General features: G+C 70.9%; 15 protein-coding genes. 12 read left to right on the forward strand and 3 right to left on the reverse strand.

The genetic code is table 11. The features are described 5' to 3' along the window. The 5 genes from KYX17_RS08795 to KYX17_RS08815 all read left to right on the forward strand — a co-directional run bounded on the left by KYX17_RS08795 (position 1) and on the right by KYX17_RS08815 (position 5,774). Positions 1 to 1,179, forward strand: coding sequence for a thiolase family protein (locus KYX17_RS08795; RefSeq protein WP_243226623.1), 1,179 nt, complete (start codon positions 1 to 3; stop codon positions 1,177 to 1,179). 60 nt (positions 1,180 to 1,239) lie between these two features. Continuing rightward, positions 1,240 to 2,016 (forward strand): enoyl-CoA hydratase-related protein, encoded by a 777-nt coding sequence (locus tag KYX17_RS08800; protein WP_243226624.1) that lies wholly within the window; start codon positions 1,240 to 1,242, stop codon positions 2,014 to 2,016. A 45-nt stretch (positions 2,017 to 2,061) separates the two neighbouring features. Then, positions 2,062 to 2,838: an electron transfer flavoprotein subunit beta/FixA family protein gene (locus KYX17_RS08805; protein WP_243226625.1), complete on the forward strand. Its 777-nt coding sequence runs from the start codon at positions 2,062 to 2,064 to the stop codon at positions 2,836 to 2,838. Positions 2,839 to 2,850: 12 nt separating this feature from the next. Next, a complete protein-coding gene (locus KYX17_RS08810; RefSeq protein ID WP_243226626.1) occupies positions 2,851 to 3,816 on the forward strand; it encodes an electron transfer flavoprotein subunit alpha/FixB family protein in 966 nt (321 codons plus the stop codon). 950 nt (positions 3,817 to 4,766) lie between these two features. After that, on the forward strand, positions 4,767 to 5,774 hold the full coding sequence (locus KYX17_RS08815) for a cytochrome b/b6 domain-containing protein (RefSeq protein WP_243226627.1): 1,008 nt from the start codon (positions 4,767 to 4,769) through the stop codon (positions 5,772 to 5,774). A 124-nt stretch (positions 5,775 to 5,898) separates the two neighbouring features. Here the strand turns inward: KYX17_RS08815 and KYX17_RS08820 are convergent, their stop codons facing one another. Next, complete coding sequence (locus tag KYX17_RS08820) at positions 5,899 to 6,405, reverse strand: GNAT family N-acetyltransferase (RefSeq protein ID WP_243226628.1); 507 nt, start codon at positions 6,403 to 6,405, stop codon at positions 5,899 to 5,901. A gap of 152 nt (positions 6,406 to 6,557) precedes the next feature. Between KYX17_RS08820 and KYX17_RS08825 the strand changes: the two genes are divergently transcribed. Further along, positions 6,558 to 7,121, forward strand: a complete 564-nt coding sequence (locus KYX17_RS08825; protein WP_137418857.1) for an acyl-CoA thioesterase — start codon at positions 6,558 to 6,560, stop codon at positions 7,119 to 7,121. 66 nt (positions 7,122 to 7,187) lie between these two features. Continuing rightward, positions 7,188 to 10,886: a bifunctional proline dehydrogenase/L-glutamate gamma-semialdehyde dehydrogenase gene (locus KYX17_RS08830; protein WP_243226629.1), complete on the forward strand. Its 3,699-nt coding sequence runs from the start codon at positions 7,188 to 7,190 to the stop codon at positions 10,884 to 10,886. 145 nt (positions 10,887 to 11,031) lie between these two features. On the opposite strand, the gene KYX17_RS08835 is transcribed toward KYX17_RS08830, so the two are convergent. Together KYX17_RS08835 and KYX17_RS08840 are read right to left on the reverse strand one after the other, a co-directional pair. After that, positions 11,032 to 12,945: an MDR family MFS transporter gene (locus tag KYX17_RS08835; protein WP_243226630.1), complete on the reverse strand. Its 1,914-nt coding sequence runs from the start codon at positions 12,943 to 12,945 to the stop codon at positions 11,032 to 11,034. 166 nt (positions 12,946 to 13,111) lie between these two features. Then, positions 13,112 to 13,999: an aldo/keto reductase gene (locus KYX17_RS08840; RefSeq protein ID WP_243226631.1), complete on the reverse strand. Its 888-nt coding sequence runs from the start codon at positions 13,997 to 13,999 to the stop codon at positions 13,112 to 13,114. A gap of 177 nt (positions 14,000 to 14,176) precedes the next feature. Here KYX17_RS08840 and ddaH point away from each other — a divergent pair, with 177 nt between their 5' ends. The 5 genes from ddaH (at position 14,177) to KYX17_RS08865 (ending at position 20,415) form a co-directional block, all read left to right on the forward strand. Then, positions 14,177 to 15,031 (forward strand): dimethylargininase, encoded by an 855-nt coding sequence (ddaH, locus tag KYX17_RS08845; RefSeq protein ID WP_243226632.1) that lies wholly within the window; start codon positions 14,177 to 14,179, stop codon positions 15,029 to 15,031. Between the two features lie 20 nt (positions 15,032 to 15,051). Beyond that, positions 15,052 to 16,266: an ornithine--oxo-acid transaminase gene (gene rocD / locus KYX17_RS08850; protein WP_243226633.1), complete on the forward strand. Its 1,215-nt coding sequence runs from the start codon at positions 15,052 to 15,054 to the stop codon at positions 16,264 to 16,266. A 596-nt stretch (positions 16,267 to 16,862) separates the two neighbouring features. Beyond that, entirely contained in the window at positions 16,863 to 18,647 is a 1,785-nt protein-coding gene (locus tag KYX17_RS08855; RefSeq protein ID WP_243226634.1) for a circularly permuted type 2 ATP-grasp protein, read from the forward strand. Then, positions 18,641 to 19,573 (forward strand): alpha-E domain-containing protein, encoded by a 933-nt coding sequence (locus tag KYX17_RS08860; protein ID WP_243227279.1) that lies wholly within the window; start codon positions 18,641 to 18,643, stop codon positions 19,571 to 19,573. Before KYX17_RS08855 ends, KYX17_RS08860 begins: the two co-directional genes overlap by 7 nt. After that, the gene (locus KYX17_RS08865; protein ID WP_137418863.1) at positions 19,570 to 20,415 is read left to right on the forward strand and encodes a transglutaminase family protein; all 846 of its coding nucleotides are present in this window, start codon (positions 19,570 to 19,572) and stop codon (positions 20,413 to 20,415) included. The genes KYX17_RS08860 and KYX17_RS08865 overlap by 4 nt, the downstream gene beginning before the upstream one ends. Positions 20,416 to 20,435 lie beyond the last annotated feature (20 nt).

A 20,435-nucleotide genomic window follows, 5' to 3' on the forward strand; every position in this document is an offset into this window, starting at 1 on the left:
GTGCGCGAGGCGGTGCTGGTCGACGCGGTGCGCACGCCCTCCGGTCGGGGAAAGCCGGGCGGTGCGCTCAGCGGTGTGCACCCCGTCGATCTCGCGGCCGGTGTGCTGCGCGCCCTCGCCGATCGCAACTCTCTCGACGACGCCCTCGTCGACGACGTGCTGCTCGGTTGCGTCAGTCAGGTCGGCGAGCAGTCGACGAACATCGCGCGCCAGGCCGTGCTCGCGGCCGGCTTCGCCGAGACGGTGCCCGCAGCGACCTTCGATCGCCAGTGCGGCTCGGGGCAGCAGGCCGTCCACTCGGCGGCGCAGGCGATCATGGCGGGGGCGGCCGACATCGTGATCGCCGGCGGCGTCGAGTCGATGAGCCGAGTGCCGCTGGGGTCGGCGGCCGCATCCGGATCCCCGGTCTCGCCGCTGCTCGTTGGGCGCTACCCCGACGGGCTCGTGTCGCAGGGCATCGCCGCCGAGCTGATCGCTGCGAAGTGGGGTCTGTCGCGCGAGGCATTGGACGCGTACGCCGCCGAGTCGCATCGCCGCGCCGCGTCAGCCGCTGCGGCGGGACTGTTCGCCTCGCAGATCGTGCCCGTCGAGACGCCCGCAGGGCTCGTCGAGGTCGACGAGACGGTCCGTGCGGCCACGACCGCGGACGCGCTCGCGGGGTTGCCGACGGTGTTTCGCACCGATGCCGCCGCGGCCCGGTTCCCGCAGCTGGAGTGGCGCGTCACCGCCGGGTCCTCGTCACCGCTGACCGACGGCGCGTCCGCGGTGCTGCTCATGAGCGCCCAGCGCGCGGCCGAGTTCGGGATGCGGCCCCGTGCCGTGCTGCGTTCCTTCGCCGTCGTGGGCGACGACCCGCTCATGATGCTCACCGCGCCGATCCCGGCGACGCGCCGCATCCTGGACCGGGCGGGGCTCACGATCGATGACATCGACACGTACGAGGTGAACGAGGCGTTCGCCTCGGTGCCGCTCGCGTGGCAGGAGGAGCTCGACGCCGACCCCGCGCGTCTCAACCCCTGGGGCGGTGCGATCGCACTCGGCCACGCGCTCGGATCATCCGGGACGCGCCTGCTGGGAACCCTCGTCGCCCACCTGGAGCACACCGGCGGTCGCCGGGGGCTGCAGGTCATGTGCGAGGGCGGCGGGATGGCGAACGCCCTGATCATCGAACGGGTCTGAGAGGGATTCCTCCGGGATCGACCCTGCCGCACCCTCGAGCGCTCATGCCACGATGGGCAGATGAGCACCTACGAGACGATCCTCGTCGAACAGCACGGCCGCGTCGGTTGGATCACCCTGAATCGTCCCGACGCCCTGAACGCCCTCAACTCGACGCTGGTCGGTGAGCTCGCGGCGGCGGTCGCGGCGTTCGACGCCGACGAGGGCATCGGGGCGATCGTGCTCACGGGGAGCGAGCGCGCCTTCGCCGCAGGCGCCGACATCAAGCAGATGGCCGACAAGTCGACACGCGACATGCTCGTGGACAACCCGTTCGCGGCCCTCGAAGACGTGGCGCGGGCCCGGACGCCACTCATCGCGGCGGTCGCCGGCTTCGCCCTCGGCGGCGGGTGTGAGCTCGCCATGATCTGCGACATCATCCTCGCCGCCGACACCGCGCAGTTCGGTCAGCCTGAGATCGCGCTCGGAGTGATCCCGGGCCTCGGTGGAACGCAGCGGCTCACCCGTGCTGTCGGGGCGTACAAGGCCGCCGAGCTCGTGCTGACCGGCCGCCGCATGGGGGCCGAGGAGGCCGAGCGTGCGGGCCTCGTCTCGCGCGTCGTTCCCGCGGCCGAGCTGCGGGATGCGGCGATGGAGGTCGCCGAGGCCATCGCCGCGAAGTCGCTGCCCGTGGTCTACGCCGCGAAGGAGGCTCTGCGTGCCGCGCAGGAGACGACGCTGGCGGAGGGCCTGCGGTTCGAGAAGCAGAGCTTCGCGACCCTCTTCGCGCTCGACGACCAGAAGGAGGGGATGGCTGCGTTCCGCGAGAAGCGTGCGCCTGAGTTCCGCCATCGCTGACACCCAGTGTCGTCTAGACTCGTCCCGTCGAAGGAGCACCGCCCCATGAGAATCGTCGTGCTGGTCAAAGAAGTCCCCGACACCTACGGTGACCGCGTTCTGGATCTCGAGACCGGCCTCGCCGACCGCGCCGCCAGCGATCGCGTCATCGACGAGATCGGCGAGCGCGCCCTCGAGGCCGCACTCTCCTACGCCGACGCGCACCCGGGCACCGAGGTCGTGGCGATGATGATGGCCGCAGACGAGGCGACGCCCACGCTGCGCAAGGCGCTCGCGCTCGGTGCGGGCTCCGCCGTGCAGATCGTCGACGACGCGCTCCGCGGTGCCGACCTGGGGCTCACCGCGCAGGTGCTCGCCGCTGCCATCGCGCGAACCGGATTCGACCTCGTCATCGCGGGCAACCAGTCCACCGACGGTGTGGGCGGCGTCATCCCCGCCATGATCGCCGAGCGACTGGGGGTGGCCTCGGCGACGGGGCTCGCCCGCGTCGAGCTCGCCGAGGACGCCGTCGAGGGCGACCGTCCCGGAGAGGGCGCCGTGCGCCGCATCCGTGCCGAACTGCCCGCCGTCATCTCGATCACCGAGGCGATGCCCGAGGCGCGGATGGCGGGCTTCAAGGGCGTCATGGCGGCGAAGAAGAAGCCCATCGAGACGCTGTCGCTCGCCGATCTCGCGATCGACGCCGACGATCCGACCGTCGCACGTTCGATCATGATCGCCATCGCTCCCCGCCCCGCGCGGGCGGCGGGGCAGGTGATCGTCGACGACGGAGACGGCGGCAACCGCCTCGCCGAGTTCCTGATCCAGAACCGTCTGGTCTGAGAGGTGACGACGATGACCGACTTCGCCGACGACGCCATCCTGGTGCTGCTCGAGACCTCGGCGGGCGGGGGACTCGCCGCATCCGGGGCCGCACTCATCGGGGCCGCGTCCCGCGTGGGAACACCCGTCGCCCTCGTCGTGGGGGACGCGGAGCTCGCCGAGACCGCCGGTCAATGGGGCGCGACTCGTGTGCTCGTCGCACCGGCCGGCGAGGGGCTCGGCGTAGCCGAGGTCGACGCGCTCGCCGCTGCGGTGGCGCACGTGAGCCCCGAGGCCGTGCTCGTGTCGCACTCGCTCGACGGGCGCGACGTCGCGGGCAGGCTCGCCGCGCGCCTGGGCGCGGCCCTTGCCGTCGACATCGTCGGCCTCGATCGCGATGAGGAGGGCGTGATCGCGCACCACTCCGTGTACGGCGGCGCGTACTCCGTCGACGCGGCGGCGACCTTCGGGCCGCTCGTGGCGACGGTGCGGCAGGGCGCGGTCGAGGACCGTGCGGCGGCCGTTGAGCCGGTCGTGACGGAGCTGTCGGTGACCGCGTCGGGTGCGCCGGCCGCATCCGTCGTGTCGACCGAGGTGGTCGAGAAGGCCTCGTCGCGGCCGGAGCTGCGAGGAGCCGCGCGGGTCGTGTCGGGCGGGCGCGGACTGGGCTCGGCCGAGAAGTTCGCGCTCGTGGAGCAGCTCGCCGACGCGCTCGGCGCCGCTGTCGGCGCCTCTCGCGCGGCGGTGGATGCGGGGTACATCCCCTACGAGCACCAGGTCGGCCAGACCGGGGTCTCGGTGTCGCCGCAGCTGTACGTCGCGCTCGGGATCTCCGGTGCCATCCAGCACAAGGCCGGAATGCAGACCGCGAAGACCATCGTCGCCGTGAACAAGGACGCCGACGCGCCGATCTTCCAGATCGCGGACTTCGGCGTCGTGGGCGACGTGTTCCAGGTGGTGCCGCAGCTCATCGACGCCCTCGCGGCGAAGCGAGGCTGAGCGTGGCCGACCTCCCGCGTCGCGTGCGCCGGGGACTCCCGCGCGTCGCCGGCGGGGAGCCGTGGCCCCCCGCATCCTTCGTCCCGGCCGCTGGCGCCGGCGGTGGTGCCGAGGCTTCTGCTGGTGCCGCTGGTGCCTCGGGTGCCGTGGGTGCCGCGGGTGCCGGTGCTTCTCCCGCCGGTTCCGTCGGTCTCCGTGTTCAAGGGACGCGCGATGCGGTGTTTTCCGGCTTGGAGGCGCATCACGAGTCCCTCAAACCGAGTGTGGGTGTCCCTGTCGGTGTTCAAGGGACGCGCGATGCGGCGTTCTCGGCCCGGGAGGCGCATCAAGAGTCCGTCGAACAGGACATGGGGACCGGTGTCGGTGGGGACGCGACGCAGTCCGGTGTCGCGGGGGTGAAGCGCCGCCGCGGCCTGCCGAGGGTGCCCGGCGGCGAGCCTTGGCCTCCCGCATTCGTCGCTGCGGTGTCCACGGGCGCCGCCGTGCGAACCATACCGGCGCCGGTGCCCGCGCCGGTGCCGCCGACCGTGCCCGATGCGGCTCCTGAGGCCCCCGTCCCTCCCGTTGACGGGACGCGCGATGCTGCGTTCACGGGCTCCGGGCCGCAGCAGGAGTCCCTCGACGCGGATGCGCGGCCCCTCCGGCGTGGGCTGCCGCGCGTTGCGGGCGGCGAGCCGTGGCCTCCGGCGGGACGGATGCGGCCGGCGGCCGCTGTGGCACCCGCCGCGAACGCGGGCCCCGGCCCGGAGCCGGGCGCCGTCACGAAGCCCGGGTCCGCCGCGAACGCCGGCGCCGTCCCGGGGTCCGAGTCCGCCGCGGCGGGGCGGCTCGCGGCATCCGCCGCCGGATCTGCGCCCACGTCGAGAGTTCAAGAGACCCCACCTGCGCGGAAATCGGGCGCGGAGCCGCATCCGGAGTCCCTCGAACCGGGGAGTGCGGACGTCGAACGGATGCGGGATCCGCTGCCGTTCACGCCGACCGTCTTTCCCGGACGTGCCGCATTCGAGCGCCCCGCGCCTCGGCCCGAGCCTCGCCGCTACGGTCCGTTCACCGCACTGCAGTGGGTGGGCGCCTCCATCGTGGCTGGCGTGGGCGCGTTGTTCGCCCTCGCGATGGTCGTGTTCGCGACGCGGTGGCTCGTCTCGCTCGAGCCGCTGCGCGACTTCCTCGCGACCTACCCGGGCGAGTACCACCTCCCCGAGAGCGCCCCCGTGGGGCTTCCCGCGTGGCTGGGGTGGCAGCACTTCCTCAATGCGTTCTTCATGCTGCTGATCATCCGGTCGGGTCTGCAGGTGCGGCGCGAGAAGCGGCCGTCGGCGTTCTGGACGCCGCGGTGGAACAGCAAGCGCAAGACCAGCCTGACGATCTGGTTCCACCAGTCGCTCGACCTCTTGTGGCTCGTGAACGGGCTCGTGTTCCTCGTGCTCCTGTTCGTGACGGGGCAGTGGATGCGGATCGTCCCGACTAGTTGGGAGGTGCTGCCCAACGCGCTGTCGGCGATGCTGCAGTACGCGTCGCTGGACTGGCCGAGCGAGAACGGCTGGGTGAACTACAACAGCCTCCAGCAGCTCGCTTACTTCACCACGGTGTTCGTTGCCGCGCCGCTCGCGATCCTCACGGGGGTGCGGATGAGCGGGCTGTGGCCGCGCAAGGCGGAGACCCTGAACCGGGCCTATCCGATCGAATGGGCGCGCAGGGTGCACTTCCCCGTGATGCTCTTCTTCGTCGCGTTCATCATCGTGCACGTCGCCCTCGTCTTCGCGACCGGTGCGCTGCGCAACCTCAACCACATGTACGCCGCGCAGGGGTCGACGGATCCCACCGCCTACGCGGACAACTGGGTCGGGTTCTGGATCTTCGCCGCATCCGTGCTCGTGATGGCCGGCGGGTGGATCGCCGCGCGTCCCCTCGTGCTCGCGCCCATCGCGCGACTCTTCGGCACCGTCAGCGCCCGCTGACCCGCATCCGGTTGCCGCGCGTACCCCTTCCAACGACCGCGAGACTGCATTTCCCGCACGAGATCACGGTGTTTACCCGTGATCTCGTGACGAAGATGCAGTCTCGCGGAAGAGCGGGGCCGGGTCAGCGGGTGAAGCGGACCTCGGTCAGCGTCTCGCCCAGGAACGGCTCGGTGTGCGTCGCGCCGTCGAGGGCGAAACCGTTGCGCGTGTAGAAGCGGTGGGCGCGGGGGTTGTCCTCGGCGACCCACAGGTACAGCCCTTCGCCCTCCTCGACCGCGGCGTCGAAGAGCTTCTGGCCGATTCCGGTGCCGTGCCACGCGTCCAGCAGGTAGATGAAGTACAGCTCGCGCTCGCGCGGGGCGTCTTCGTCGCGCGCGGGGCCGGAGCCCACGAAACCCACGATCTCGCCCTCCACGAGCGCGGCTGACATGCGGTAGTCGGGGCCCTGCTCGGCCCAGTGGGTCCAGAGCTCGGCGAGCCTGCGGGGCGAGACGCGCTCCAGTGCGGCCTTGCTGATCAGGTGGTCGTAGGTCTCGTGCCAGCACGTCGCGTGCACGCGACCGAGGGCTTCGGCGTCCACATCGCGTACCGGGCGGACGATCACATCGGTGGTGAGGTCGGCTTCCATGGCCAGACTCTACGCGGGCGGCACGACCGGCGGAAATCGGCTGCGCCGGGTCATTGCGGGCCACCAGCGACGAGCCGGATGCGGCCGCCGCCGCTGTCGGGATCACACAATCGAATCCCGCATCCGCCTGCCCTCTCCTACGATCTGACGTCGTGAACGTGATCTGGCGCACCCTGCTTCTGCTCGCCTCCTCTCGCCGCCGTTACCGTCGCGAAGGCGCGATGGACTCGCTCGGCGTCGGCCGTATCCGGCTGACGACGCTTCCCACCGACCTCGACGTCGTGGGACACATGAACAACGGACGGTACCTGTCGCTGTTCGACCTCGGACGCTTCGACCTGCTCATGCGCACCGGCCTCTGGGACCTCATGCGCGAGCGCGGCTGGTATCCGGTCGTCGCCAACGCGACCATCAGCTATCGCAAGTCGCTGCATCTGTGGCAGCGCTTCGATGTCGAGTCGCGCGTCATCGCTGCCGACGACCGTGCCGTCTACCTCGAACACCGTGCCGTCGTCGACGGTGAGATCTACGCGCAGCTCATCGCGCGCGGACGTTTCGTGCGCCGCTCGGGCGGCACGGTCGGCCTCGCGGAGCTGTTCGAAGCGCTCGGCCAGGACCCCGCCACCGTGCCCGCTCCCGAGGAGTGGATGCTGCGCTGGGCGGAGGACGTGGCGCTCCCCTCGACGCGCCGCCCCGCGCCCAGCATCTGGCGCTGAACCGGCGCCGCCGGCGGGCTCGTGTCACGCCCGTGGCGCCGCAGGGCCCCGACGTAGGCTGAGCGCATGTCCTCCAGCACCGAGGCGGGGGCGCCACGAGCGCCGCGTCCCGCATCCCTCGCCGACGACGCGGTCACCCTCGCGCGCCGTTGGGTCACCGAAGCCGCCGACGCTCACGCCGACCCTGCCGCGGAACGCCTCGCGGGAGTGCTGCGCGACCCCAACGGGCTCCCGTTCACGATCGGGTTCGTCGACGGCGTCATGCGCCCCGAGAGCCTGTCGGCCGCGGCGGCGAACCTCAGCCGCATCGCCCCGCTCGTGCCCGACTTCCTGCCCTGGTACCTTCGCTCCGCGGTGCGGGTCGGAGGGGCCGTCGCCCCCGCGGTGCCGGCACCCGTCGTGCCGATCGCCCGCCGTGCCCTCCGCGACATGGTCGGCCACCTCATCGTCGATGCGCGCCCCGAGAAGCTCGGTGCCGCGATCGCCACGCTGCGCGAAGGCGGCGCGAAACTGAACCTCAACCTGCTGGGCGAGGCCGTGCTCGGTGAGAACGAGGCGCGGCGTCGCCTCGACGGCATCCACGAGCTCATCCGCCGACCCGACGTCGACTACGTCTCGGTCAAGGTCTCGGCCATCGCCGGGCACATCTCGCTCTGGGCCTTCGACGAGGTCATCGAGCGCGTCGTCGAGCGGCTGCTACCCCTCTATCTGAGCGCAGCCGCCGACGGCACGTTCATCAACCTCGACATGGAGGAGTACCGCGACCTCGACCTCACGATCGCGGTGTTCACCCGCATCCTCGAGGACGAGCGGCTCTCGCATCTCGAGGCGGGCATCGTGCTGCAGGCGTACCTGCCCGATGCGCTTCCGGCTCTGCAGGAGCTGACCGCGTGGGCCCAGCAGCGCGTCGCGGGCGGCGGCTCCGGCATCAAGGTGCGTCTGGTGAAGGGCGCGAACCTCGCGATGGAGCGCGTCGATGCCATCATGCACGGGTGGCCGCAGGCGCCGTATGAGACGAAGCTCGACACCGACGCCAACTATCTGCGCTGCCTCGACTGGGCGCTGGATGCCGAACACGCCGCCGCCGTGAGGGTGGGTGTCGCCGGTCACAACCTCTTCGACGTCGCCTACGCGTGGCTCCTCGCCGGAGAGCGCGGCGTGCGCGAGCGCATCGAGTTCGAGATGCTCCTGGGCATGGCCGCAGGTCAAGTCGCCGCGGTCTCGCGCGAGGTGGGCGCCGTGCTCCTGTACGTGCCGGTCGTGCGTCCCGACGAGTTCGACGTGGCGATCAGCTACCTCGTGCGCCGACTCGAGGAGAACGCCTCGAGCGAGAACTTCCTCTCCGCCGCGTTCGATCTCGACACCGATCCGGAGCTGTTCGCGCGGGAGCGCGACCGCTTCCTCGCTTCGATCGAGCGGTCGACGGATGCGGCGCTGCGCACCGGCCCCCGCCGTGGGCAGAACCGCCAGCAGAGCGCGCCGGACGCGGCCGGGCCCGCCATCCTGCGAGACCCCGCACCCACGCAGGAGGTCGCCGGCCTCACCCAGGCCGTGCTCGGCATCGCCGCCGACCGCACCGAACCCGACGCGCACTCCGTCCTGTTCGGCGGCGCGGAGTTCGTCGAGACGGCAGTCTTCTCCCCGCGCGAATCGAACGCCGGCGTGCACGGCGCTCCCGGTTTCCGCCCCGCGGCCGACACCGATCCGGCGCTCCCGGCCAACCGCGAGTGGGCGCAGCGCATCATCGAGCGGATCGAGACCTCGACCGCCGGTGACGCGACCATCGGCGGCGCCCGCGTCGGCGACGCCGACACGCTCGAGCGCACGATCGCGCGGGTGCGCGATGCGGCCGCCGGCTGGGGCACGCTGCCCGCGGCCGACCGCGCCGTGGTGCTGCAGGCGGCGGCGCGCTCGCTCGAGGCGCGCCGCGACCTGCTCATCGAAGTCGCCGCATCCGAGACCGGCAAGGTGCTCGCCGAGGCCGACGTCGAGGTGAGCGAGGCGGTGGACTTCGCCAACTACTACGCGGCGACCGCGCGCGAGCTGGACCGGGTCGCCGGCGCCGTCTTCGTCCCGGCGCGGCTGACGGTCGTCGCGCCGCCGTGGAACTTCCCGCTCGCGATCCCCGCGGGAGGTGTGCTCGCGGCCCTCGCGGCCGGATCCGGTGTGGTGTTCAAGCCCGCCCCGCAGGCGCGCCGCTCGGCGGCCGTCGTCGCCGAAGCGCTGTGGGATGCGGGCATCCCCCGCGACCTGCTCGCTCTCGTCGACATCGACGAGGGTGCGCTGGGGGAGCAGCTCATCTCCCACCCCGCCGTGGACCGTGTGATCCTCACCGGGTCCTGGGAGACCGCGCAGTTGTTCCGCTCCTGGCGGCCCGACCTTCCGCTGCTGGCCGAGACCAGCGGTAAGAACGCCATCATCGTCATGCCGTCGGCTGATCTCGACCTCGCCGCATCCGATCTCGTCAAGAGCGCGTTCGGGCACGCCGGACAGAAATGCTCCGCCGCATCCCTCGCGATCCTCGTCGGATCGGTGGGACGCTCGGCCCGCTTCGCGCGCCAGCTCGTCGATGCCACGCGCTCCCTCGTGGTCGCATCGCCCGCCGACGCCGCCGCCGAGGTCGGCCCGGTGATCGAGCCGCCGCAGGGCAAGCTGGCGTGGGCGCTGACCACGCTCGACGACGGCGAGAAGTGGCTCGTGGAGCCCGAGCGGATCGACGGGGCGCCGGAGCTGGCGGGGCGACTGTGGCGTCCCGGCATCCGCACCGGCGTCGCGCCGGGGTCGCGCTTCCACCTCGAGGAGTTCTTCGGGCCGGTGCTGGGCATCATGCACGCGTCGTCGTTGGCCGAGGCCATCGAGTTGCAGAACGCGGTCGCCTACGGCCTGACGGCGGGCCTGCACACGCAGAACCCCGATGACCTCGCGCTGTGGCTCGACCGCGTCGAAGCGGGCAACCTGTACGTGAACCGGGGCATCACGGGTGCGATCGTGCAGCGCCAGCCGTTCGGCGGCTGGAAACGCTCATCGGTGGGCGCGGGCACGAAGGCCGGCGGCCCGAACTACCTGATCGGTCTCGGGAGCTGGCGACCCACCGCTGTCAGCGGCTCGACCACGCTGCACCTACGCGGGCTCGACTCGCGCATGACGGCGATCATCGAAGCCGCCCAGCCGTCGCTGGACTACGAACGGTTCGAATGGCTGCGCCGCGCCGCGCTGTCGGATGCCGTGGAGTGGGATCGGGAGTTCGGCCGCATCAAGGATGTGACGGGCCTCGGCGTCGAGCGCAACCTGTTCCGGTACCGCTCGGTCGATGCGGCCGTGCGGGCGACCGCGGGCGCCGAGGTGCAAGAGGTGCTGCGCGTCGCGCTCGCCGCCCTGCGCGCGGGCTCCGCCGCATCCCTCAGCACGGCGACGGGCCTTCCGCCTGCCGTGCGCCGCGCGCTGGGCGAGGCTGGGCTCACGGTGCACGTCGAGACGGATGCGCAGTGGATCGAGCGCCTCACTCGCGCCGAGGCGGATGAGGCCGGTGTCAGCGTGAAGCCGCGCGTCGCACGGGCACGCCTGGTGGGCCCCGCATCCGAGACCGAGATCCTGCACCGCACCCTCGCCGAGGCGATCGCGGGAGACCCGGATCTGGCCGTCTACGCGAACCCGGTCACCACGGCCGGGCGCCTCGAGCTGCTGCCGTTCCTGCACGAGCAGGCCATCGCGATCACCGCGCATCGCTTCGGCAACCCCGACGCGTGGAGCGAAGCCGTCATCTGAGGGTCGCCCGGGCCGGTCGGCTTCCGCATCCGTGTCCCGCCGCCGGCATCCGTGTCCCACTTGCTGCAGAAATCAGGCCCGATTCCTGCAGCACGTGGGACATGCGGTGCAGCACGTGGGACATGCCGCGCGGGGCCGACGGAACTCAGTCGCGAAGGTCGCGTCGGGTGAGCGGTCGGTCCGCGGTGGGCACGGGGCCGGTGTCGGGCGCGACCAGCGCACCCGCATCCGCCGCCGCGGCCTGCGCGAGCACGGACGGGTCGTCGGACTCGGATGCGGCGGCCGCCTCATCCGCCGCCTCCTGCAGCGCGGACTTCGCCCGAAGCGGAGGTGTGCGGAAGAAGAGCGTCAGCACGAAGGCGAGCAGCACGACGCCCAGCGCCACGCGGTAGACCACCGTCGCCGAGTCGTTGAACCCGACGAGAATCGGCGCGGTCAGACGGGGATCTGCGCCGTTGAGGAACGACGTGTCGTTCATGACCGAGCCGTCGAAGCTCTGGTCGTCGCTCTTCGTGGCGAGGGCCTCCTGCACCTGCGGCACGGCCTGAGCGACGAACGCCTCGCGAGCCGCCTCGTTCGACAGGTCGACGGATGCGGCAGTCGCCGCCTGCTGCAGGTTCGCCACGATCGGGTCGTAGATCGTCTTCATGATCGCCGCGTTCTCGGGAGCCTCGGCGACGGCGGGGTCGAGCGCGGCCTCCAGCGCGTTCGTCACCGTCCCCTCGTCGGCGAACGAGTTCTGGATGTTGGAGGGCACCAGCGTGAACAGGAGCGAGAGCAGCACGGCCGTGCCGAGCGTGCCACCGATCTGGCGGAAGAAGGTTGATGCGCTCGTGGCCACACCCATGTCGCGCAGGCCGACGGAGTTCTGGCTGGCGATCGTCAGCGTCTGCATGAGCTGGCCGAGGCCGAGGCCGAGCAGCAGCATCGCCCCCGCGAGGAACCAGTACGAGCTGTCGACGCGGAGGAACGTGAGCAGCACGTAGCCGCCCGAGAGGAACAGCGTGCCCAGGATCGGGAACATGCGGTACCGGCCGGTGCGCGCGATGATCTGACCGCTCGCGATCGAGGCGATCATGAGTCCGAGGATCATCGGCAGCATCTGGAAGCCGCTCTCCGTGGGCGTGGCTCCCAGCACGAGCTGCAGGTACAGCGGCAGCGTCAGCATCGCGCCGAACATGCCGAAGCCGACGAGGACGCCGATGACGGTCGCCATCGAGAACGTCGACGAGTGGAACAGGCTCAGCGGGATGAGCGCATCCGTCTTCATGGCGCGCTCGACGAAGACGAACGCCACCGCGCCCAGGGCGCCCACGACGTAGCAGGCGATCGCGATGGGGGAGTCCCAGCCCCACTCGCGGCCCTGTTCGGCCACCAGCAGCAGCGGCACGAGGGCGACCACGACGAGGGCTGCACCCCACCAGTCGATGCGGACGGACTCGCGGGGGTGGTGCGGGATGTGCAGGAAGCGCACGACGATGAACAGCGCGATGATGCCGATCGGCACGTTGATGAGGAAGACCCAGCGCCATCCCGCGATCCACAGGATCTCGTTCGCACCGGAGAAGAGGCCGCCGACGAGGGGTCCGATGACGCTCGAGATTCCGAAGACGGCGAGGAAGTACCCCTGGTACTTGGCGCGCTCGCGCGGCGCGAGGATGTCGCCCATGATCGCCAGCGGCATCGACATGAGCCCGCCCGCGCCGAGACCCTGCACGGCGCGGAACGCGGCGAGCTGCACCATGTCGGTCGAGAAGCTCGCGAGCACGGAGCCGACGATGAACACGATGATCGCGAAGAGGAACAGGGGGCGACGGCCGAAGATGTCGGAGAGCTTGCCGTAGATGGGCGTGGCGATCGTCGAAACGATCAGGTAAGCCGTCGTCACCCACGCCTGCAGGCTCAGCCCGTGCAGGTCGTCGCCGATCGTGCGGATCGCCGTGCCGACGATCGTCTGGTCGAGGGCGGAGAGGAACATGCCGGCCATGAGGCCGAAGATCACCAGCAGGATGGCGCGGTGCGTCATCACGGGCTGGTCGGTGCGCGCAGTCTCGGACATGGAGCCTCCGGCGGGATGAGGCGGAAAAAGTTGACTATCCGCAACTATCGGACGTCTGATCCTAGACCCGCTCCGTGACCACCGGACGCCACGGGGCTATCGACCAGGAGGGGATGCGGTCGGGGCGTTCGCCCGCCGCATCCCCTCCGCGCTCGCCGCCGGGTGATCAGGCGTCGATGCCCACCGAGTACGACAGGCGCTCGACCTCGTCCGCGTTCAGCTGCAGATCGGCCGCCTTCGCGCTGTCGGTGATGGATGCGGCACGCCGCGCGCCCGGGATCGGGATCACGGTGTCGGCGAGAGCGAGCTCCCACGCGAGCACGACCTGCTGCGGGCTGACGCCGTGCGCCTCGCCGACCTCGGAGAACACGCGGAAGCGCTCGCCGACCGAGCGTCCGCCGCCGCCGGTGCCGCCGAGCGGGCTCCAGGGGAGGAACGCGAGTCCCGCATCCGCGCAGTAGGTCAGCTCCTTGTAGCTGCCGGGGTGGCGCGGCGAGAACTCGTTCTGCACGCTGACGAGCGCGTCGCCGAGCACCTCCTGGGCGATCTGGATCTCCTCGATGCTCGCGTTCGAGATGCCCAGGGCCCGCACCTTGCCCTCGTCGTGCAGCGTCTTGAGGTTCTGCATGATCTCGCCGTAAACGATCCACCGGTCGGGGCGGTGGTACTGGTAGAGGTCGATGACATCGGTGCCGAGGCGGCGCAGCGACGACTCGACGGCGCCGCGCAAGTAGGGGAGCGAGCCGTCGCGGCCGAAGTCCTTCTCCTCGGTGCGGGTGATGCCGCCCTTCGTCGTCACCACGATCGAGGACCTGTCGCCTCCCCAGGATGCGAGGGCCTCGGCGACGAGCTCCTCGTTGTGCCCCATCGCGTCCCAGCTCGGGGCGTAGATGTCGGCCGTGTCGATGAGCGTCACGCCGGCGTCGAGAGCCGCGTGCACGGTCGCGATCGCGCTCTGCCGGTCGGGGAGCTCGTTGTCGTTGTTCATCGAGAGAGGCATGGCTCCGAGGCCGATGGCCGAGACGGAGAACGGGCCGAGGGTGCGCTGCTTCATGGGTCTCCTTCGACAGGTGGTGTGGTCACCAGACTGGCACGACAGCATCCGGGTACGCGCTTCCGGTCGTGATGCGTCTCGTCGTGCGAGAATGTCATCCGGCGTGCCCGTGTCGCCGGCTCTCTGACAGCTCCGCCGGGCCCGAGGACAGCGTCCGCCGTGTGTCGAAGGAGCTGAATGTCCACCGCATCTGTGCCCTCATCCCGTATCGCCCAGCGCCGCAGCTACCTGATGTGCCGTCCCGAGCACTTCACGGTCAGCTACTCCATCAATCCGTGGATGCGGCCTGCCGACCCGACCGACACGGCCAAGGCCGTCGCGCAGTGGCAGACGCTGTACGACGCCTACGTCGCGCTCGGCCACGAGGTGCGCCTCATCGACGGCGTGCCCGGGCTTCCCGACATGGTCTACACCGCGAACGGCGGCTTCATCATCGACGGTGTCGCGTACGGCCCGAAGTTCCGCTTCGCCGAGCGCGCCGACGAGGCGGAGCCGTTCATGGACTGGTTCGCCGCCAACGGGTTCCGCGTCGCCCGCCCCGAGGAGGTCAACGAGGGCGAGGGCGACTTCCTGCTGGTCGGGAACACGATCCTCGCCGGCACCGGCTTCCGTTCCACCGGCGACAGCCACCGCGAGGTCGGGGAGGTGTTCGACCGCGAGGTCGTCTCGCTCACGCTCGTGGACCCGCGGTTCTACCACCTCGACACCGCGATCGCCGTGCTCGACCCTGTCGAGGGCCCCGGCGGCGTCGAGAAGGCGAACATCGCCTACCTTCCCGGCGCGTTCGACGAGGAGAGCCAGAAGATCCTCGCCGAGCGCTACCCCGACGCCATCCGCGTCTCGGATGCGGACGGCGACGTCTTCGGGCTCAATTCGGCCAGCGACGGCTACAACGTGTTCATCTCGCCCCGCGCCAAGGGATTCGAGGCGCAGCTGCGTGAGCGCGGCTACAACCCCGTGCTGATCGATCTGTCCGAGCTGCTGCTCGGCGGCGGCGGCATCAAGTGCTGCACGCTCGAACTGCGCCGATGACGGCGATGAAGGAGACCGACATGTCCGTGCTCGACACCACCACGAGCGACATCATCACGGCCGAGGAGGAGCACCTCGCCCACAACTATCACCCGTTGCCGGTCGTCATCTCCCGCGCCGAGGGGTCGTGGGTCACCGACGTGGAGGGCAAGCGCTACCTCGACCTGCTGTCGGCGTACTCCGCCCTCAACTTCGGGCACCTGCATCCGGCGATCGTGGCGGTCGCGCAGGAGCAGCTCACGCGTCTCACCCTCACCAGCCGGGCGTACCACAACGACCAGTTGGGCGTGTTCGCGTCAGCGCTCGCGGAGCTCTGCGGCAAGGACCTCGTGCTCCCCATGAACACGGGCGCCGAGGCGGTCGAGACGGCCATCAAGGTCGCCCGCGCGTGGGCGTACCGCGTGAAGGGTGTGCCGGCCGGCGCGGCCGAGATCGTTGTGGCGGGCGGCAACTTCCACGGGCGAACGACGACCATCGTCGGCTTCAGCGACGACTCCGAAGCGCGCGGAGACTTCGGGCCGTTCACGCCCGGTTTCGTCACCGTGCCCTTCGGCGATGCGGACGCCCTCGAAGCGGCCATCACCGACCACACCGCGGCCGTGCTGATCGAGCCGATCCAGGGCGAGGCCGGTGTCATCGTGCCTCCCGCGGGGTACCTCGCCGCCGTGCGCGAGATCTGCACCCGCCGCGGCGTGCTGTTCATCGCCGACGAGATCCAGTCGGGCCTCGGCCGCACGGGATACACGTTCGCGTGCGAGCGCGAGGGCGTGGTGCCCGACATGTACGTGCTCGGCAAGGCGCTCGGCGGCGGCATCCTTCCCGTGTCCGCCGTCGCCGCCGACGCGGCGGCGCTGGGCGTCATCCGTCCCGGCGAGCACGGCTCGACGTTCGGCGGCAACCCGCTGGCCGCGGCCGTCGGTCACCGCGTGGTCGAGATGCTCGCGACGGGCGAGTTCCAGCAGCGCGCGAAGGCCCTCGGCGAGCACCTCGAGGCACGTCTGAACGACCTCGTCGGTCATGGCGTGACGGCGGTGCGTGTGGCGGGGCTTTGGGCGGGCGTGGACATCGACCCCGCGCAGGGCACCGCGCGCGAGATCGCCGAGCGGCTGCTCGGGCGCGGCGTGCTCGTGAAGGACACCCACGGACAGACCATCCGCATCGCGCCGCCGCTCGTCGTGCGCGCGACCGAGTTGGACTGGGCGATCGAGCAGCTGAAGCTCGTCCTCACCGCCTGACGCGCACGCCGGGGCGGTTCGGGCGCCGCTGCGCGGTGCGGGACCCTGCGTGGTGCGGCGGGCCCCCGGGGGGGCGGGACCCTGCGTGGTGCGGGCCCCCGGGGCGCGGCGGACCCCGGCGTGGTGCGGGACCCTGCGTGTCTCAGTTGTGCACGTTTCGGGGGCGTTGGGCGTGCACAAGTGGGACACGGATGCCGAGTGACGCGCGCGCGACGGATGCAGGGCGGTGCGTGTCTCACTTGTACACGTTTCGGGGGTGCCAGGCGTGCATAAGTGGGACACGGATGCCGAGTGACGCGCGCGCGACGGATGCAGGGCGGTGCGTGTCTCACTCGTGCAGGTTTCGGAGGTGCTGAGCGTGCACAAGTGAGACACCGATGCGGGGCAGGGCGCGCGACAGGGGAGGGTGCGCGCGACACGGATGCGGGGCGGGGCGCGCGGCACGGGGCAGGGCGCGCGGGGCGGTGCGCACCGCGCGGGGCGGGGTGGCGCGCCCCGCCGGGCGGTCACCCGAATCCGCGCGGGCGGGGGCCCGAATCCGCGCCGCGAACGGCGGAGAAACATCCTGGCAATACGCTCGCGATTAGGCTCATCGCATGGGCGACTTGTTCGACGGCTACGGCTCCACTCTCGCGCCGCGCAAGACCCCGCAGGGGCTGCCCGCTTTCGACGAGATGTTCGGTCATCCCGCGCACCCCGGGGCCGCGGCGGAGTCACGCAGAGCCTATCGGGAGCTCTACCAGGCGCTGGCGCGCATGACGCAGGAGGAGCTGCGCGGACGCACCGAGTCGCTCGCCTCCAGCTACCTCGCGCAGGGTGTGACCTTCGACTTCGCGGGCGAGGAGCGGCCGTTCCCGCTGGATGCGGTGCCTCGCATCATCGACTACGCGGAGTGGAGCGAGATCGAGGCGGGCGTCAAGCAGCGCGTCCGCGCCCTCGAGGCCTTCCTCGACGACGCCTACGGCCGCCAGAACTGCGTGCGCGACGGCGTGATCCCCGCACGGCTCATCGCGTCGAGCCAGTATTTCTACCGCCAGGCAGCCGGCATCCACTCGGCGAACGGCGTCCGCATCCAGGTGTCCGGCATCGATCTCATCCGCGACGAGCACGGCAAGATGCGGGTGCTCGAGGACAACGTTCGGGTGCCCTCGGGCGTCAGCTACGTCATCTCCAACCGGCGGGTCATGGCGCAGACCCTGCCGGAGCTGTTCCTCTCGATGCGGGTGCGCCCCGTGGGCGACTACCCCAACAAGCTGCTCGCGGCCCTGCGCGCCTCGGCTCCGCCCGGAATCGACGACCCCAACGTCGTCGTGCTGACTCCCGGCGTCTACAACTCGGCGTACTTCGAGCACACACTGCTCGCGCGACTCATGGGCGTGGAGCTCGTCGAGGGACGCGACCTGCTGTGCATGGGCGGGCGCGTCTTCATGCGCACCACCCGCGGGCCCAAGCGCGTCGACGTCATCTACCGCCGTGTCGACGACGACTTCCTCGACCCGCTCCAGTTCCGCGCCGACTCGATGCTGGGCGCGCCCGGGCTCATGCTCGCCGCGCGCATGGGCAACGTCACGATCGCGAACGCGGTGGGCAACGGCGTCGCCGACGACAAGCTGCTCTACACGTACACGCCCGACCTCATCCGCTACTACCTGTCGGAGGAGCCCATCCTGCCGATCGTCGACACCTGGCGGCTGGAGGATCCGGCGGCGCTGGAAGAGGTGCTCGACCGGCTCGACGAGCTCGTCGTGAAGCCCGTCGACGGCTCCGGCGGCAAGGGACTCGTCGTCGGCCCCGACGCATCCCGCGCCGAGCTCGACACGCTCCGCAAGACCCTGCTGGCCGACCCGCGCGGGTGGATCGCGCAGCCCGTGGTCATGCTCTCCACCATCCCCACCCTCGTCGAAGACGGGATGCGGCCGCGTCACGCGGACCTGCGACCGTTCGCCGTGAACGACGGCGACGACATCTGGGTACTGCCCGGCGGGCTCACCCGGGTGGCGCTTCCGGAGGGTCAGCTCGTCGTCAACTCGAGCCAGGGTGGCGGCTCCAAGGACACGTGGGTGGTCGGCGGCGCAGCGCCCGGCCACGTCGAGTACGGCCAGGGCCAGGGCTTGGCGGGGCTCGTGGCCGACCAGGCCTCGACGATCACGCAGGCCATCCCGATCATCACGGATGCGGCACTCGAGGTCACCCCCGACGAGGTCGATCACTCGCCGCATGACCGCCCGCGCTCCCACGTCGAGCAGCAGGAGCAGCAACAACAGGCCGCATCCGCCCCACGGCATGTCCCACTTTCCGCAGGAGTCGACCCCGAAAACTGCGGCAACCGGGACATGCCTTGCAGCAATCGGGACATGGATGGGGGTGCGGAATGCTGCTGAGCCGGATCGCCGAGAGCCTGTTCTGGATCGGGCGCTACATCGAGCGCAGCGACGGCACCGCCCGCATCCTCGACGTGCATCTGCAGCTGCTGCTCGAGGACCCCTGGATCGACGAGGACACCGCCTGCCGCTCGCTGCTCGCGGTCATGGGATCCTTGCCGCCCGACGGCGTCGAGACGGTCACCCGCGAGCACGTGCTCGCGCGCCTCGCCGTCGACCGCATGAACCCCTCGAGCATCCTCTACTCGCTGACCTCGGCCCGCGAGAACGCCCGCCGCGCGCGCGAGATCGTCTCGACCGAGCTGTGGGAGTGTCTCAACACGACCAACGCGCGGATGCCGCGCCGACTGCAGACCGACAAGGTGCACGAGTTCTTCCAGTGGGTGCGCGAGCGCGCCGCCCTCGCCGTCGGCGTCGTCGACTCCTCGACGAGTCGGGACGAGGCCTGGCAGTTCTTCACCCTCGGTCGCTCGATCGAGCGGGCCGACATGACGGCGAGGCTCCTCGCGACCCGATCGCTGACCGAGGCATCCGGGCCGTCGTGGACCACCATCCTGCGCTCCTGCGGTGCGTACGAGGCGTACCTGCGCACCTATCGCGGGATGCCGAGTGCGCGAAACGCCGCGGAGTTCCTGCTGCTGGACCGCCTCTTCCCGCGCTCGATCATCTACTCGATCTCGCGGGCCGAGGAGTGCATCTCGGCCATCGACCCGCGCGAGGACCGCGTGGGGCAGTCCAATCAGGTGCTGCGGGCGCTCGGCCGCATCCGCAACGACCTCGAGTATCTGCCGATCGGTGACATCCTGAGCGAGCTGCCCGCCCATATGCTCCGGGTGCAGACCGTGACGCGCGAAGCGTCCGACGCCATCCGCCAGCGCTTCTTCCCGACGCAGGCCGAGCCCAGCTGGATCGGAGAGACCTCATGAAGCGGCTGCGGATCGAGCACGAGACGGGCTTCCGATACGGCGGCGACGTCTCCGCCTCCTACAACGAGGCGCGGATGCTGCCCGGCACCACCGAGAGCCAGTTCGTGCTCAGCGCGGCGCTCGAGATCGAGCCGTCGACCGCCGTCAACACCTACGTCGACTACTTCGGCACGCGGGTGAGCGCGTTCGACGTGCTCTCGCCGCACCAGGCGCTGACGATCACCGCCCGCTCCCTCGTCGAGGTGCGTCCGCGGCCCATCGAGCACACCGGCATCACCTGGGACCGGCTCGCCGTCGAGGCGGCGCGGTCGCTCGAGACGGTTGAGCAGCTGACGCAGACGCACCGCACACGCCCGCATCCCGAGGTCGCGGAACTCGCGGCATCCTACGCGTCACGTCACGACGACCCGGGCCGCGCGGCGCACGAGATCTGCGTCGCGATCGGGGATGCGGTGGAGTACATGCACGGCGTCACGGGCGTGCACTCCACGGCCATCGACGCGTGGGAGGCGCGCAAGGGTGTGTGTCAGGACATGGCGCACATCGCGATCGGGGCGCTGCGCTCGGTGGGCATCCCCGCGCGCTACGTGTCGGGCTATCTGCACCCGCGTCCGCAGGCCGAGGTCGGCGTCGCGGTGACGGGGGAGTCCCACGCCTGGGTCGAATGGTTCGCCGGCGAGTGGACCGGCTTCGACCCGACGAACAACATCGAGATCGGCGACCGCCACGTGCTCGTGGGTCGCGGCCGCGACTACAACGACGTGCCGCCGCTGCGTGGCGTGTACGCGGGCCCGTTCAAGAGCAACCTGCACGTGAAGGTGACGATCACCCGCGAGGCCTGACCCCCGCGCCGCGCCTCGGC

It is taken from the genome of Microbacterium sp. CIAB417 (assembly GCF_022788845.1).